The following is a 15202-nucleotide window of genomic DNA, read 5'->3' on the forward strand; positions in this document are numbered from 1 at the left end:
TGTCAGCGGTCGACCAGGCGGTCGAACTGGGTGGTGGTGTGGCGCAGGTGGGCCACCAGTTCGTCGCCCACCTTCGGCTCCTGCGCGTCCGCCGGGACGAACAGGATCGACACCTGCATGTGCGGCGGCTCGGCGAACCAGCGCTGCTTGCCGGCCCAGACGAACGGCGACAGGTTGCGGTTGACGGTGGCCAGGCCCGCGCGGGCGACGCCCTTGGCCCGCGGCATCACGCCGTGCAGGGCCTTCGGGGCCTCCAGGCCCACCCCGTGCGACGTGCCGCCGGCGACGACCACCAGCCAGCCGTCCGAGGCGGCCTTCTGCTGGCGGTAGCCGAAGCGGTCCCCCTTGGCCACGCGCGTGACGTCCAGGACGGAACCCCGGTATTCCGTCGCCTCGTGGTCACCGAGCCACAGCCGGGTGCCGATACGGGCGCGGAAACGGGTCTGCGGGAACTGCTGCTGGAGTCGGCCCAGCTCCTCGGCGCGCAGATGGCTGACGAACATGGTGTGCAGCGGCAGCCGGGCCGCGCGCAGCCGGTCCATCCAGGCGATGACCTCCTCGACCGCGTCCGAGCCGTCCGTGCGGTCCAGCGGGAGGTGCAGGGCGAAGCCCTCGAGCCGTACGTCCTCGATGGCGGCGTGCAGCTGCCCGAGCTCCTCCTCCTTGACGCCGTGGCGCTTCATCGAGCTCATGCATTCGATGACGACCCGTGCGCCCACCAGGGCGTGCACGCCGTCCACGGAGGAGACGGACCGGATGACGCGGTCGGGCAGCGGCACCGGCTCCTCGCCCCGGCGGAACGGGGTGAGGACCAGGAGGTCGCCGCTGAACCAGTCCTTGACGCGGGCGGCCTCGTAGGTGGTGCCGACGGCGAGCATGTCGGAGCCGAAACGGATGGCCTCGTCGGCCAGCCGCTCGTGACCGAAGCCGTATCCGTTGCCCTTGCAGACCGGGACGAGGCCGGGGAACTGGTCGAGGACGGACTTCTGGTGCGCCCGCCAGCGCGCGGTGTCGACGTAGAGGGAGAGCGCCATGGCCGGTCCGGAACCTTTCTGGTGGCTGCGATGTGTCAGCGGTGCGCGGAGCCTGCCCGGGGGCCGCCCGCGGTGGTCGCTGGAGGGTCTGTCGGTGGAAGAACTGTCGCGATGCCCATTGAAACGAACGAAACCGGTTTCGTCAGCGGGGCGACGGGGGTCAGCGGCGGGACATGTAGATGTCGAGCGCCTTGTGGAGCAGCTTGTTGAGCGGGAAGTCCCACTCGCCGAGGTACTCGGCGGCCTGTCCGCCGGTGCCGACCTTGAACTGGATGAGGCCGAAGAGGTGGTCGGTCTCGTCCAGCGAGTCGGAGATGCCGCGCAGGTCGTAGACGGTGGCGCCCATGGCGTACGCGTCGCGCAGCATCCGCCACTGCATCGCGTTCGAGGGCCGGACCTCGCGCTTGTGGTTGGCGGACGCCCCGTAGGAGTACCAGACGTGCCCGCCGACGATCAGCATCGTCGCGGCGGCGACGTTCTCGCCCTCGTGACGGGCGAAGTACAGCCGCATCCGGTTGGGGTCCTCGTTGTTGAGGGTCGTCCACATGCGCTGGAAGTAGGCCAGCGGACGCGGCCGGAAGCGGTCGCGCTCCGCCGTGATCTCGTAGAGCCGCTGCCACTCGGCGAGGTCCCCGTATCCGCCCTGGACGACCTCGACGCCGGCCTTCTCGGCCTTCTTGATGTTGCGGCGCCACAGCTGGTTGAAGCCCTTGTGGACGTCTTCGAGCGACCGGTTCGCCAGCGGCACCTGGAAGATGTAGCGGGGTTGTACGTCACCGAAGCCGGCGCCGCCGTCCTCGCCCTGCTGCCAGCCCATCTTCCGCAGCCTGTCCGCCACCTCGAAGGCCTGGGGCTCGATGTGGGTGGCCTTGACGTCGCGCAGCCGCTTCACCTCCGGGTCCTGGATGCCCGACTTGATCGCGGCCGCGTCCCAGCGGCGGATGACGACGGGCGGGCCCATCTTCACGGAGAAGGCGCCCTGCTGCTTGAGGTGCGCCAGCATCGGACGGAGCCAGTCGTCCAGGTTCGGGGCGAACCAGTCGATGACCGGGCCCTCGGGCAGGTAGGCGAGATACCGCTTGATCTTGGGAAGCTGCCGGTAGAGCACCAGGCCGACACCGACCAGCTGCCCCTCCTTGCTGAACCAGCCGAGGCTCTCCGAGCGCCACTCGGCCTTCACGTCCGCCCACGCCGGAACCTGCATGTGACTCGCCGCGGGCAGGCTCTGGATATATGCCAGATGCTGCTCTCGGCTGATGGTCCTCAGGGTCAGGCTCATGCGGGGCGCTCCTCGGCAGGTGTGTCCCCATGGGTCAGGGGCTCCGGCTCTCGCGCCGAAGCCTACTGTGACCGTGAAGCGCGCCGTCCGGCCCTATGGGGCCTTTTCGCTCCGCCATCGGCGGGGCGCGGGGCGCCGGAACCCGCGCAGGGAGCGGTGCGGGGCCCGGAGAAGGACCCCGCACCGGCCCAGGTGTCGGGTTGCGGCTCCCGCGGCTGTCGTGACGAACCCGACCCCGTCCGCCGGGGCCCGTCGTCCGTCAGCCCACTATGCCGCCGAAGAGGCCGCCGTGGGCCATGCCCAGGAAGAAGCCGATGGCGGAGGCGCCGATACCGATGATCAGCGGGAACCTCTCGCGCGTGGTGGCCGAGATGTACTGCCCGTAGGCGCCCGTGAGGATGCCGATGAGCCCTGCCCAGGAACTGATCAGATGAAGGTGGTGGAACATCGCCGTCACGAAGGCGAGCGTCCCCAGGACCAGGGTCACGATGACCAGGGTGTCCTGGAGCGGATGGGGTTTGCCGTCGGTGGCGAAGAGCGAGACGGCGGGGCGGGGTCGTACTGCCTGTGCCATGGAGCACCTCCTGGCCGAAAGGCGGCGCTTCGTGGCGCCGCTCACACCCGATGTGTCCAGATTGCGTCTCCTGACCACCGGATTTCAACCGGAAGCGGTTGTGCGGGTACTCTGTACGGTCTGCACTGGTGTCTGCCCAGGCCAGCACGTCGACTTCCTCGTCATCGAGGGCGCTGTCAGTGGCGGCTGTTCTGCTCGGGGACACTGGTGCTCACGCATCACGACCCTCCTGCCACGGAACGACCGTGGCCGCTGAGTCCAAAGGAGGTGGGTTCCACATGCGTCACTACGAGGTGATGGTCATCCTCGACCCCGATCTCGAGGAGCGCGCTGTCTCCCCGCTGATCGAGAACTTCCTCTCCGTCGTCCGTGAGGGCAACGGAAAGGTCGAGAAGGTCGACACCTGGGGCCGTCGTCGTCTCGCTTACGAGATCAAGAAGAAGCCCGAGGGCATCTACTCGGTCATCGACCTGCAGGCCGAGCCTGCGGTCGTCAAGGAGCTCGACCGCCAGATGAACCTGAACGAGTCGGTCCTCCGGACCAAGGTCCTCCGTCCCGAGATCCACTGAGCGTCTAGCTCAGAGGTCATCGGGTTCGAGTAGCAAGCAGCCAGAAGCAATCCCCGCCGAGAGGTTCATCCATGGCAGGCGAGACCGTCATCACGGTCGTCGGCAATCTCGTCGACGACCCCGAGCTGCGCTTCACCCCGTCCGGTGCGGCGGTCGCGAAGTTCCGCGTCGCGTCCACTCCCCGCATCTTCGACCGGCAGACCAATGAGTGGAAGGACGGCGAAGGCCTGTTCCTCACCTGCTCGGTCTGGCGGCAGGCGGCGGAGAACGTCGCCGAGTCGCTCCAGCGAGGCATGCGCGTCGTCGTGCAGGGCCGGCTGAAGCAGCGGTCGTACGAGGACCGCGAGGGCGTCAAGCGCACGGTCTACGAGCTGGACGTCGAGGAAGTCGGCCCCAGTCTCAAGAACGCCACGGCCAAGGTCACCAAGACCACCGGTCGCGGTGGCCAGGGTGGATACGGCGGAGGCCAGCAGGGCGGCGGCAACTGGGGCGGCGGTCCCGGTGGCGGTGGCCAGCAGGGTGGCGGCGGCGCTCCCGCCGACGACCCGTGGGCCACGAGCGCGCCGTCCGGCGGTCAGCAGGGCGGGGGCCAGCAGGGTGGCGGCTGGGGCGGAAGCTCCGGCGGCTCCGGCGGCGGCTACTCGGACGAGCCGCCCTTCTAGGGCGACTCGTACCCCCACTTCTTGATCACACAGGAGAAACATCATGGCGAAGCCGCCTGTGCGCAAGCCTAAGAAGAAGGTCTGCGCGTTCTGCAAGGACAAGACCCAGTACGTGGACTACAAGGACACGAACATGCTGCGGAAGTTCATTTCCGACCGCGGCAAGATCCGTGCCCGCCGCGTGACCGGCAACTGCACGCAGCACCAGCGTGACGTCGCCACGGCCGTCAAGAACAGCCGTGAGATGGCGCTGCTGCCCTACACGTCCACCGCGCGATAAGGGAAGGGTGACCGAATCATGAAGATCATCCTCACCCACGAGGTCTCCGGCCTCGGTGCTGCGGGCGACGTCGTCGACGTCAAGGACGGGTACGCCCGTAACTACCTGGTTCCGCGTGGCTTCGCCATCCGCTGGACCAAGGGTGGCGAGAAGGACGTGGCGCAGATCCGCCGCGCCCGCAAGATCCACGAGATCGCCACGATCGAGCAGGCCAACGAGATCAAGGCCAAGCTCGAGGCCGTGAAGGTCCGTCTGGCTGTTCGCTCCGGCGACGCCGGCCGCCTCTTCGGCTCCGTGACCCCGGCCGACATCGCCTCGGCGATCAAGGACGCGGGTGGCCCCGACGTCGACAAGCGTCGCGTCGAGCTCGGCTCGCCGATCAAGACGCTCGGCGGACACCAGGTGTCCGTGCGTCTGCACCCCGAGGTCGCTGCGAACCTCGGCATCGAGGTTGTTGCCGCCTGAGGCACAGCTCCTCGGAGCAGATGAAGGGCCGCACCCCTCGGGGTGCGGCCCTTCGCCGTTTCCGTTGCTTCGGTGGTTTCTCGAAGGCGGAGGAACACAGGCCACGGATCGACCCATGGGGTCGTGTTTCACGTGAAACCGTCGTTTCACGTGAAACACGGACATGGAATCGGGGTCAGCGCATGGCCCCGGTGACGAGCCACCGGCCCGACCGGGTGCGCAGCCAGAGCGTCACCAGGCGGATGACCATCATGAGGGTCATGGCCCACCACAGTGCGGTCAGACCGCCGCCGATCACCGGCACCAGCAGCGCGACCGGGGCGAAGATCGCGAGCGTGACGAGCATGGCCCAGGCCAGGTAAGGCCCGTCCCCCGCCCCCATCAGCACGCCGTCCAGGACGAACACCACACCGGCGATCGGCTGGGACAGCGCCACCACGAGGAGCGCCGGGAGCAGGGTGTCCTGCACGGCCCGGTCACTGGTGAACAGGGGAACGAACAGCGGTCGGGCAAGGATGAGCAGTACTCCGAACACCACTCCGGAGGCGATGCCCCACTGCACCATCCGGCGGCATGCCTCGCGCGCTCCCTTGGTGTCGTCGGCTCCCAGGTAGCGGCCGATGATGGCCTGCCCCGCGATGGCGATGGCGTCGAGGGCGAAGGCCATCAGGTTCCAGAGGGAGATAATGACCTGGTGCGCGGCGATCTCGGTGTCGCCGAGACGTGCGGCGACGGCGGTGGCGATCATCAGGACGGCGCGGAGCGAGAGCGTACGGACCAGCAGCGGAACGCCCGCCTGGGCGCTGGCCCTGATGCCCGCGGCATCGGGGCGCAGCGAGGCGCCGTGCTTCCGTGCTCCTCGCACCACCACGATCAGGTAGGCGGTGGCCATCGAGACCTGGGCGATCACGGTTCCCCAGGCCGATCCGGCGATCCCGAACCCGGCGCCGTAGACCAGTCCCACGTTGAGGGCCCCATTGGCGGCGAAGCCCCCGATGGCGACGTACAGCGGGGTCCTGGTGTCCTGCAGTCCGCGGAGCACGCCGGTCGCGGCCATCACCACGAGCATGGCCGGTATGCCGAGGCTGGAGATCCTCAGATATGTGGTGGCGTAGGGCGCCGCCGTGTCGGAGGCGCCGAAGACGTCCACGAGCCAGGGGGCGGTCGGGAACACCGCGACGATGACGACCACGCCCAACAGGAGGGCCAGCCAGATGCCGTCCATGCCCTGCCGGATGGCGGCGGCCGGATCGCCCGCGCCGATCCGCCGTGACACGGCGGCGGTGGTGGCGTACGCGAGGAAGACGAAGATGCTGACGGCGGTGGTCAGCAGTGCGGCGGCGACGGCCAGGCCGGCCAGTTGCGGAGTGCCGAGATGACCGACGATGGCGCTGTCGACCATCACGAAGAGCGGCTCGGCGACAAGCGCGCCGAAGGCGGGGACGGCGAGGGCGATGATCTCGCGGTCGTGCCGTCGACGACTGGACGGTGGTGATGCCGGGGCCTGAGTCATGGGGGTCAATCTAATCTTCCACAGGTAATAGATGCAATGCCTTAGTGATCCTTACTTATGTTGAGGTGGGGCGCTCTCCTGTGTGCTGTTTGTCGTGATCTTGCGCCGAGGCGTGAAGTTTTTCTCCCCCACAGTCGGTGGATGAGAAAAGCCCAGCTCAGCGCGGTGGTGGCGGATGAGTTATGAGTTTGTCCACAGTGCTGTCCCCCGCTCCGTGCACAGGTTCTGCGGAGTTCTCCACAGCATCTGGTCAGTCGTCCACATGCCCTGTGGATAACCAGATTGGCTGACGGTGCGGAGCGGCCTACCGTGGTCCGGCGCCCGCACCCCGTTCCGGTCCTGGAACCACGCATAACTCGACGCGCCGGAACCGGAGTCGGGCGTCTTGTTTGTCGGTGCTGTGCCGTAAGAAAGAGTGGCGTGGCGAGGTCCGCTGAGCGGACGGGAGGAGGTGGCCCGGTGAGCATTCCCGAGCCTTTGGACGACCCCTGGGCCGACACCGGTCCCGGTGACCGTCTGCCCGTTTCCCGTCGCCGCCGAGGTGAGGGCAGGGACCGCGGCGAGCAGCACGACCGTGAGGCGCGGGGCGACATCTGGGAGGGCGGTTCCGCCGGTTTCGAACGGGTGCCGCCCCAGGACCTCGACGCCGAGCAGTCGGTCCTCGGCGGCATGCTCCTGTCCAAGGACGCCATCGCCGATGTCGTGGAGATCATCAAGGGGCACGACTTCTACCGCCCCGCGCACGAGACCGTCTACCAGGCGATCCTCGACCTCTACGCCAAGGGCGAGCCGGCCGACCCGATCACGGTGGCGGCCGAGCTGGTCAAGCGCGGCGAGATCACCAAGGTGGGCGGGGCGCCGTATCTGCACACTCTCGTCCAGTCCGTGCCGACCGCGGCCAACGCCTCGTACTACGCGGAGATCGTCCATGAGCGGGCGGTGCTGAGGCGGCTCGTCGAGGCCGGTACGAAGATCACGCAGATGGGATACGCGGCCGACGGCGATGTCGACGACATCGTGAACTCCGCGCAGGCCGAGATCTACGCCGTCACCGAGCAGCGCACCAGCGAGGACTACCTGCCGCTCGGCGACATCATGGAGGGCGCCCTCGACGAGATCGAGGCGATCGGTTCGCGCAGCGGCGAGATGACCGGTGTGCCCACGGGCTTCACCGATCTCGACTCCCTCACCAACGGCCTGCACCCCGGCCAGATGATCGTCATCGCGGCCCGTCCGGCCATGGGAAAGTCCACGCTCGCCCTGGACTTCGCACGGGCCGCGTCGATCAAGAACAACCTGCCGAGCGTCATCTTCTCCCTCGAAATGGGTCGCAACGAGATCGCCATGCGTCTGCTGTCCGCCGAGGCCCGGGTCGCCCTGCACCACATGCGGTCCGGCACGATGACGGACGAGGACTGGACGCGGCTGGCCCGCCGGATGCCCGAGGTGTCGACCGCGCCGCTCTACATCGACGACTCCCCCAACCTGTCGATGATGGAGATCCGGGCGAAGTGCCGTCGGCTCAAGCAGCGCAACGGCATCAAGCTCGTGATCATCGACTACCTGCAGCTGATGCAGGCCGGTGGCTCCAAGCGCTCCGAGAGCCGCCAGCAGGAAGTCTCGGACATGTCCCGAAACCTCAAGCTCCTGGCCAAGGAGCTGGAGGTCCCGGTGATCGCGCTCTCGCAGCTGAACCGTGGCCCCGAGCAGCGCACCGACAAGAAGCCGATGGTGTCCGACCTGCGTGAGTCCGGCTCCATCGAGCAGGACGCCGACATGGTGATCCTGCTGCATCGCGAGGACGCGTACGAGAAGGAGTCCCCGCGCGCCGGCGAGGCGGACATCATCGTCGGCAAGCACCGTAACGGTCCGACGGCGACGATCACCGTGGCCTTCCAGGGCCACTACTCGCGCTTCGTGGACATGGCACAGACCTGACGACGGGAGCCCCGCAGGCGGTGGGAGCCCTGCGGGTTCTCGTTCGTGCTTGCCGGGCTTCGGCGGCGGTGTCCCGGGCTCCCGGAGCGGTGCCCACCGCGACGGCGGGTGGGCACCGCACCATCCCGTTCGTTCGGCGGCCGGAGCCACATGTCAGGGCCGGCCCCTGAAGCGCTGCTCGGGCCCCGGCCCCGGCCGAAGCGCGGTCAGTGGTCCCAGACGGCCGGTACGAAACGGAAGGTGTCGCCGGAGTCCGCCACGTGGCAGACGGACGGGAACGGCAGGTGGGTGGCCATCAGCTGTTCGCCGTTGGCCGCCAGCTCCTTCAGGAGGCGGATCCGGACACGGGCCGATTCCTCGGGGTCGTGGTCGAAGCCGTTGTGCCAGTCGGGCTTGTCGAACCCGGTCTGGAACACGGCGTCGCCGGCGAACGTCAGCCGTTCGCCGCCGGACTCCAGGCGGATGATGCTGTGGCCGGGGGTGTGACCGCCGGTGCGCTGCATCACCACTCCCGGCGCCACCTCGTACTCCGTCTCGAACGGCCGCAGCTGGCCGCGGTACACGTCCAGGAACTGCGAGGCGGTCTTCCGCAGCACGTCCGGCACCGGTGTCGGCATGACGGTGCGGGAGAAGTCCGGCGCGTCCCAGAACTCGGCCTCGGCCGCCGCAAGGTGCACGCGCAGGTCCTGGCGCAGCCGACCCCTCAGCCCCTCGACGAGCAGCCCGCCGATGTGGTCCATGTGCAGATGGGTGAGCACCACGTCGGTCACGGAGCCGGGATCGATCCCGGCGGCGTCCAGCCGTATGGCCAGCTGCCCGGCTCGCGGGAAGCCCGGGAACTCCGTCCCCAGCCCGGAATCGACGAGGACGGTCCGGTCACCGCTGCGCACCACGGCGACGTTCAGCGGCCAGTTGCACACCTCCGGCGGCAGGAACATGTCGCCGAGCCAGGCCGCCAGGTCGTCCTCGGCGGCGTTGGTGGCCAGCGTCGTGGTGGTGATCGGCAGCACGCCGTCGCTGATCACCGTCACATCGATGTCGCCGACCTTCAGTGCGTAGCGCGACGGGACCAGTTCGTCGTGTCCCGCCGGGTGGGAGTGCGCGGTGCTGACTCGGCTCATGTTGTTCTCCTCCTGAAGAGAGTCGACCGAAGACATCGACGGCGCCATGGGGCGCATCGTCCGGTCACTCCTCAAGACCGGGCAGCAGAGCGGGTTGTGACAACCGATCTGCTGCCTCGCACCCACCCGGCCCCGCCCGGTCGGACCGGGTCACCGGCCGCGCGGTCGCTCACCCGGTTCCGCGGCCCCTGCCTCGTCGTACGACCGCGACTCCCACAGGCCCTGGACCAGGCGGTCCGTCGCGGAGGCGAAGCCGAGCCAGGTGTGCCGGTTGCCCGCCCAGCACCAGCCGACCTTGGGGGCGTCGCGGCGCTCGCGGCCGTCCCGCCCGGTGCCGTTGCTGATCCAGATCGCCGGTGTGCGGGCGTCCAGCGCGCTGTCGGTCCTGCGCAGTCGGGAGCCGATGGTCATGAAGCAGTGGTTGCGCTCCAGGACGGCGGGCTGCTGGAGCACCCAGTGGATGCCCTCGGTGAGCAACAGCGGGGTGCGGGCCTTCGCGGTGAGGGCGGGCAGCGCCTCGTTCGGGCTCCAGTCGGCCATCTCGTCGCCGCGGTCGACGCCGGTGAGGAGGTAGAGCGGAGCGTCGGGCAGTGCGACGGTGTCGAGCGGGGTGAAGAGGTCGACGTCGGACATGTCGGTGACGACGAAGCCCTGCTTGTCGTCGCGGCGCAGCATCGGTGCCAGGGCGGAGGCGGGCGCGCGGTCCGGGTGAACGGCGAGCAGGGCGCCGTCGCCGCCCGCAGGGACCTCGGCGGTCTCGGCGAAGGTGCGCAGATCGTCGGCGGACAGCCCGGCGATCTCGTGCACCCCCAGTTCGATCAGCCGCTCGGCCTGTGCGCTCAGGACCGGAAGTGCGGGGAGAACGGCGGGGACGGCGGACACGGCTTCGGACACGATGCTCCCAGGAGTCGCGACGTGCAGGGCGCAGAGGCAACGAAGCCGCCCGCCGGAACATTCCCGCACACCGGGGGAGACGACGCGCAGCGGCGGAACGGCGCGGATGCGGGGACGGCGGCGCTCTCGTGCCCGGGAACCACCTCGTACGGCCCGATCGTCGGTTACAGGTGTGACTGAAGTGACGCCTGCTCTGACTGACGAACACAGCGAACTGATCTCCGACCTGTCCGGAATCGTCAGTGACTACCCCTACGTGGATCCCGAGGCGACCCTTGCCGTTCTCGCCGACGACGCGACGGACGCGCTCGGCCGCGTCGGCTCCCCGGAAGGCCGCCGCGAGCGGACCGGGTACACGATCCTCCTGTACGCCACGTGCTGGTACGTGGCGGCACGCGTCTTCAACAAGTCCCTGTTCGTGTCGTACACGGAGGCCCTGGACGGGTTCCGGGCCACGCTGGACCCGGCCGGCTGCACCTGCCCGGCCGACTCCCACCCCTCGGACCTGGACTCGGAGTACGGGATCGAGGCCGGGGTGAGTCTGCTGACCGGGGCCGGCCGGGCCGTGTTCGCCGAGGACTACGACCTGGAGGACGAGGAACTGGCGGCGTTCGACTGCGAGGGGTTCCTCGCGGACCTCGTCGACCAGGCCGCGGGCCATGTGCGCGAGGCGTACCGGAGCAACTTCGGCGGAGTCGACGTCTCCCACCTCGACGCGCGGTTCGTCCGGGACGACGGCGGCATCGACATCGTCGCCATGCAGGAGGCGATCAGCCGCTCCTGGGAGAACAACACGGGTCCGGTCGCACTGTGGTCGGCCCGCCGCCGGCTTTCCGGACAAGTGCGGGACGAGGAGCGGCTCGGCCTGTTCCTGTGCATGTGGATGGGCATCGCCCAGACCTACGAGGGGCTGCCGCCCTCCTACGCCCGAGACCTGGTCGCCGCTCTCGACACCGTCGACCTGGACGTCTCCTGCGACCATCCGAAGCACCCCTGGTCCACCGCCGACGGCTCCGTGCAGAGCCGGTACCGCGCGGTGGTCCATCTGTACGCGCCGGAGGACCACCCGGACACTCCCGTGCCCGCCGAACTCTCGGCCCGTGAGCTGTGGGAATGCCCGGTCCAGTACGCCGAGTTGACACGCAAGGCGCAGGAGAACATCAAGGGGTGGCGCGTCATGCGCGGCGGTGAGGACGAGGACTGGGAGGACTGAGCAGCCTCTGCCTCGGAGTCGGTGACGACGGTCGGCTGCCGGTCGGGTCCCGCCATGACCGTGGCGGGACCCGCGGGGGCGCCACGAAATGAGGTCGCCGCCGCAGGCTTCTCCGGGTAGTTCTTGAGCATGACCTCCCTACCCGAACAGTTGCTTCCCGGTACCCGGCGCGCCCTGCTGCACCGCATCGCCACCGCGCAGTCGGAAGGCCGTGCGCCCTCGCTCGTCGCCGCGGTGCAGCGACAGGGGCAGATCGTCTGGAGCGGTTCCCGCAGCTGCGTCGACGACCATGCCCCCGACACCGACACACAGTTCCGGATCGGCTCCATCACCAAGACCTTCACCGCCGTGCTGGTGCTGCGCCTGCGGGACGAAGGTCTTCTGAACCTGGACGACCCGCTGGAGAAGCACCTGCCGGGCACCGGCGTCGGCGACGTGACGATCCACCAACTGCTGGGCCACAGCGCGGGACTCGCCGCCGAATCCCCCGGGCCCTGGTGGGAGCGGACTCCGGGCGCGCTGCGGCCCGAGCTGGCTGACGTGCTCGGCGAACAGACGCGGATGCACGTCCCCGGCCACCGCCACCACTATTCGAACCCCGGCTACACCCTGCTGGGCGCGCTGATCGAGAAGGTGCGCGGGGCGAGCTGGGAGCAGGCGCTGCAACGGGAGATCCTGGAACCGTTGGACATGCGTCGTACGAGTTCCCAGCCGCGGTCCCCGCACGCGGGGGGCTGGGCCGTGCATCCCTGGGCCGATGTCATGCTGCCCGAACCGATGGAGGACCTCGGGCTGATGGCTCCGGCCGGTCAACTCTGGTCGACGACCGGTGATCTCCTGCGCTTCGCGGCCTTCCTGGCCGAGGGGGACGACCGGGTGCTCAGCGCCGCCTCCGTACGGCAGATGCGCGAACCGTCCGCGCCGGGCGAGTCCGGTGACTGGGAGATCGCCTACGGGCTGGGCCTCCAGGTGCTGCGGACGGACGGCCGCACGCTCATCGGGCACACGGGCTCGCTGCCGGGCTTCCTGGCGTCCCTGTGGATCGACATCGAGAACGATGTGTCGGCCGTCGTGCTCACCAATACGACGGCCGGTGTGGTGGTCGGGGGCGTCGCCGCCGACCTCGTGGGCATCGTGGCCGAGGCCGAGCCCCGCATTCCCGAGCCCTGGCGTCCGCTGCCGGAGGTGGACACCGAACTGCTCGCGCTGACCGGCCCCTGGTACTGGGGCACCCGGGCGAACATCCTGCGCATGACCGCGGGCGGCGGGGTGGAGCTCCGGCCCATGCAGGGCGGTGGCCGCGGCGCCCGGTTCATCGCGCGGCCCGACGGCACCTGGGTCGGCCTCGACGGCTATTACGCGGGGGAGACGCTGCGTGTGGTCCGGAACGAGGACGGCAGTGTGAACCATCTCGATCTCGGTTCGTTCGTCTTCACACGGGAGCCGTACGACCCCGCGGCGGCCGTTCCCGGCGGCGTCGACGGGGGCGGGTGGCGGGGCCTCGAAGTCTGAGTGCCACGTTTCACGTGAAACATGGGCGGTCCGATCGGGCCGCCGGCTTCCGCTCCAGCGGGGTACGGAGGCACGGGGGTGGCCCGTGAGCGCCCATCCCGTCCAGCGGGGCGGGCACTCACGGACTGTGGATCAGAGTGCGAGTTTGAAACCGACGTGGCTGGCGGTGAAACCGAGCCGCTCGTAGAAACGATGGGCGTCGGTCCGGGTGGCGTCGGACGTCAGCTGGACCAACTGGCAGTCCTGGCGCCGGGATTCCTCCACGGCCCATTCGATCAACAGGGTGCCCAGGCCGCTGCCGCGCTCGTCGGCGTGGATGCGCACGCCCTCGATGACCGAGCGGGTCGAGCCGCGCCGGGAGAGCCCCGGGATCACGGTCAGTTGCAGCGTTCCGACGACACGACCCTCGCGCACGGCGACGACCACGCGCTGGTTCGGGTCGTCCGCCAGCCGCTGGAACGCGGTGTGGTACGGGGCGAGATCGTCCGGCGACTCCCGCTGTGCCCCCAGCGGGTCGTCGGCGAGCATGGCCACGATTGCCGGGATGTCGGTGAGGCCCGCAGGGCGTATTTCCAGGTCGCTCATGATCGGCAGACTATGCAGAACGGCCGGGCGGTGCATCCGGGTTCGGGCTGCCCAAGCGGCCGGTGGCGCCCGGTTCGGTTCACACGGTCGGTGCGGGTGCCTTCAGCGTCTTGACGGCCTCGACCAGCGGGGCCAGCTCAGGGTTCCTGGCGGCTTCGTCGAGCGCGGTACGCAGCGCGCTGTCGTTGGTCGGCCGGGCCTCGGCGAGCAGGGCGAGGCCGGATTCGGTGACATCGGTGTAGATGCCGCGACGGTCGGTGGCGCAGAGGTACCGGGTCAGCAGCCCGCGGTCCTCAAGACGGGTGACCAGACGGGTCGTGGCGCTCTGGCTGAGGACGACGGCATCCGCGACCTGCTTCATCTGGAGATGTCCCCCGGGGCCGCTGTGCTGCCTGCTCAGGACGTCGAGCAGGGAGTACTCCCGCACGCTGAGACCATGCCCGGACTGCAGGGCCCGCTCGATGCGGGCCTCGATCTTCCCGTGAAGCAGGGAGAGGGCGCACCACCCCTGGGAGAGGGCGGCCAGCGCGGGGTCCGTCTCTGTCATGGGTCTCTCTTCCGGGTCGGAGCCGCTTTCATCCAGGGTAGGCGACTTCCGAAACAGCCCCCGCTCGCAATTGATCAGTGATCGCAGGCATGGGTGACACGCGTGAAGCACCACTCGTGCTCCGTGCCATCAGGGCCGCCGGGACCGGCCGTCAGCCCATCGCCACGGTCAGTGGGGCGTAGCGGCGGCTCCAGTCACCGGGCAGGCCGGAAGCCCCGCGAACCATGAGAGTGGTCGTGGGTCCGGTCCGCAGACCGCACTCCTCGAACCAGGCGAGCAGTTCCGAATGGCGTGCGTCGATGTCCGTGCGCAGGGGGCGATCCGTCGTTCCGGCGAGAGAGGCGACGAGTGCCCGGGTCGTGGCGGTGTCGCGAGCGATCAGCGGGCCGATCACCTGGGTGCCCGCGCTCGGCCAGGTCGCCGCGTAACCGACGAGGTCTCCACCGTCCTCGGCGACCCGGATGTGGTCGGCGTACGCGGGCAGCCGGGCGAGGACGTGGGTCCGGTCGGTGCCGAAGACCTCCGCGTCCAGCCGGACCAGGGCGCGCAGGTCCTCCGCCGCGGCCGGGCGGACGGACACGGTGGAGGGCCTGTCCCCGGTCGGTCGGAGGAAGCCGGTGACCCGCTCGATACGGCCCACGGCGGTGAACCCGAGCTGTTCGTAGAGCGGCTGTCCCGCGGCCGTCGCGTAGAGGCTGAGCGGTATGTCCCCGGTCTCGGCCAGCACGTGGTTCATCAGTCGTCGGCCGATGCCCTGCCGCGCGTATCGTTCCGCGACGAGCAGCATGCCGACGGCGGCCAGCCGCGAACCGTAGGAGGTCACCACACAGGTCGCCATCAGCCCCTTTCCCTCGGGGGCGTCCATGCCGTAGGCCGTTCCCGCGGCCAGGAGGAGACCCCATCTGTGCTCGTCGCGGAACGATACGCGCGGCAGGGCATCGGCCGACGACTGATGAACCACGTGCTGGCCGAGACCGGGGACATACCGCTCAGCCTCTACGCGACGGCCGCGGGAC

At 69.4% G+C, this 15202-nt stretch carries 16 protein-coding genes; 7 read left to right on the forward strand and 9 right to left on the reverse strand.

Annotated elements, in window-relative coordinates:
* Positions 1 to 2 precede the first annotated feature (2 nt).
* The 3 genes from EAO76_RS18005 to EAO76_RS18015 form a co-directional block, all read right to left on the reverse strand.
* The gene (locus tag EAO76_RS18005) at positions 3 to 1034 is read right to left on the reverse strand and encodes an alanine racemase (protein ID WP_148836972.1); all 1032 of its coding nucleotides are present in this window, start codon (positions 1032 to 1034) and stop codon (positions 3 to 5) included.
* 160 nt (positions 1035 to 1194) lie between these two features.
* On the reverse strand, positions 1195 to 2313 hold the full coding sequence (locus tag EAO76_RS18010; protein WP_148836973.1) for a peptidoglycan bridge formation glycyltransferase FemA/FemB family protein: 1119 nt from the start codon (positions 2311 to 2313) through the stop codon (positions 1195 to 1197).
* A 259-nt stretch (positions 2314 to 2572) separates the two neighbouring features.
* Complete coding sequence (locus tag EAO76_RS18015) at positions 2573 to 2887, reverse strand: hypothetical protein (RefSeq protein WP_148836974.1); 315 nt, start codon at positions 2885 to 2887, stop codon at positions 2573 to 2575.
* A gap of 278 nt (positions 2888 to 3165) precedes the next feature.
* On the opposite strand from EAO76_RS18015, the gene rpsF reads away from it, so the two are divergent.
* The 4 genes from rpsF (at position 3166) to rplI (ending at position 4863) form a co-directional block, all read left to right on the forward strand.
* Complete coding sequence (gene rpsF, locus EAO76_RS18020; RefSeq protein ID WP_015609864.1) at positions 3166 to 3456, forward strand: 30S ribosomal protein S6; 291 nt, start codon at positions 3166 to 3168, stop codon at positions 3454 to 3456.
* A gap of 71 nt (positions 3457 to 3527) precedes the next feature.
* Positions 3528 to 4118 carry a single-stranded DNA-binding protein gene (locus tag EAO76_RS18025; RefSeq protein WP_148836975.1) on the forward strand — a complete coding sequence of 197 codons (591 nt, stop codon included), beginning with the start codon at positions 3528 to 3530 and terminating at the stop codon, positions 4116 to 4118.
* A 43-nt stretch (positions 4119 to 4161) separates the two neighbouring features.
* Positions 4162 to 4398, forward strand: coding sequence for a 30S ribosomal protein S18 (gene rpsR, locus EAO76_RS18030; RefSeq protein ID WP_003967857.1), 237 nt, complete (start codon positions 4162 to 4164; stop codon positions 4396 to 4398).
* Between the two features lie 18 nt (positions 4399 to 4416).
* A complete protein-coding gene (rplI, locus tag EAO76_RS18035) occupies positions 4417 to 4863 on the forward strand; it encodes a 50S ribosomal protein L9 (protein WP_148836976.1) in 447 nt (148 codons plus the stop codon).
* Between the two features lie 175 nt (positions 4864 to 5038).
* Here the strand turns inward: rplI and EAO76_RS18040 are convergent, their stop codons facing one another.
* Complete coding sequence (locus tag EAO76_RS18040) at positions 5039 to 6376, reverse strand: MATE family efflux transporter (protein ID WP_148836977.1); 1338 nt, start codon at positions 6374 to 6376, stop codon at positions 5039 to 5041.
* Between the two features lie 459 nt (positions 6377 to 6835).
* Here EAO76_RS18040 and dnaB point away from each other — a divergent pair, with 459 nt between their 5' ends.
* The gene (gene dnaB / locus EAO76_RS18050) at positions 6836 to 8314 is read left to right on the forward strand and encodes a replicative DNA helicase (protein ID WP_148836978.1); all 1479 of its coding nucleotides are present in this window, start codon (positions 6836 to 6838) and stop codon (positions 8312 to 8314) included.
* Between the two features lie 206 nt (positions 8315 to 8520).
* Here dnaB and EAO76_RS18055 read toward each other — a convergent pair whose 3' ends face one another.
* Together EAO76_RS18055 and EAO76_RS18060 are read right to left on the reverse strand one after the other, a co-directional pair.
* Positions 8521 to 9435, reverse strand: a complete 915-nt coding sequence (locus EAO76_RS18055) for an MBL fold metallo-hydrolase (protein ID WP_148836979.1) — start codon at positions 9433 to 9435, stop codon at positions 8521 to 8523.
* Positions 9436 to 9585: 150 nt separating this feature from the next.
* The gene (locus EAO76_RS18060; RefSeq protein WP_262375571.1) at positions 9586 to 10329 is read right to left on the reverse strand and encodes a DUF5701 family protein; all 744 of its coding nucleotides are present in this window, start codon (positions 10327 to 10329) and stop codon (positions 9586 to 9588) included.
* Between the two features lie 181 nt (positions 10330 to 10510).
* Here EAO76_RS18060 and EAO76_RS18065 point away from each other — a divergent pair, with 181 nt between their 5' ends.
* Positions 10511 to 11542 (forward strand): hypothetical protein, encoded by a 1032-nt coding sequence (locus EAO76_RS18065; protein WP_148836980.1) that lies wholly within the window; start codon positions 10511 to 10513, stop codon positions 11540 to 11542.
* Between the two features lie 129 nt (positions 11543 to 11671).
* Positions 11672 to 13054, forward strand: coding sequence for a serine hydrolase (locus tag EAO76_RS18070; RefSeq protein WP_148836981.1), 1383 nt, complete (start codon positions 11672 to 11674; stop codon positions 13052 to 13054).
* Between the two features lie 132 nt (positions 13055 to 13186).
* Here the strand turns inward: EAO76_RS18070 and EAO76_RS18075 are convergent, their stop codons facing one another.
* The 3 genes from EAO76_RS18075 to EAO76_RS18085 form a co-directional block, all read right to left on the reverse strand.
* A complete protein-coding gene (locus tag EAO76_RS18075; protein ID WP_148836982.1) occupies positions 13187 to 13639 on the reverse strand; it encodes a GNAT family N-acetyltransferase in 453 nt (150 codons plus the stop codon).
* Positions 13640 to 13718: 79 nt separating this feature from the next.
* Positions 13719 to 14186, reverse strand: a complete 468-nt coding sequence (locus tag EAO76_RS18080; protein ID WP_148836983.1) for a MarR family winged helix-turn-helix transcriptional regulator — start codon at positions 14184 to 14186, stop codon at positions 13719 to 13721.
* A gap of 151 nt (positions 14187 to 14337) precedes the next feature.
* Positions 14338 to 15147, reverse strand: a complete 810-nt coding sequence (locus EAO76_RS18085) for a GNAT family N-acetyltransferase (RefSeq protein ID WP_399462456.1) — start codon at positions 15145 to 15147, stop codon at positions 14338 to 14340.
* Positions 15148 to 15202 lie beyond the last annotated feature (55 nt).

It is taken from the genome of Streptomyces sp. sk2.1, from assembly GCF_008120935.1.
Taxonomy (GTDB): Bacteria; Actinomycetota; Actinomycetes; order Streptomycetales; family Streptomycetaceae; genus Streptomyces.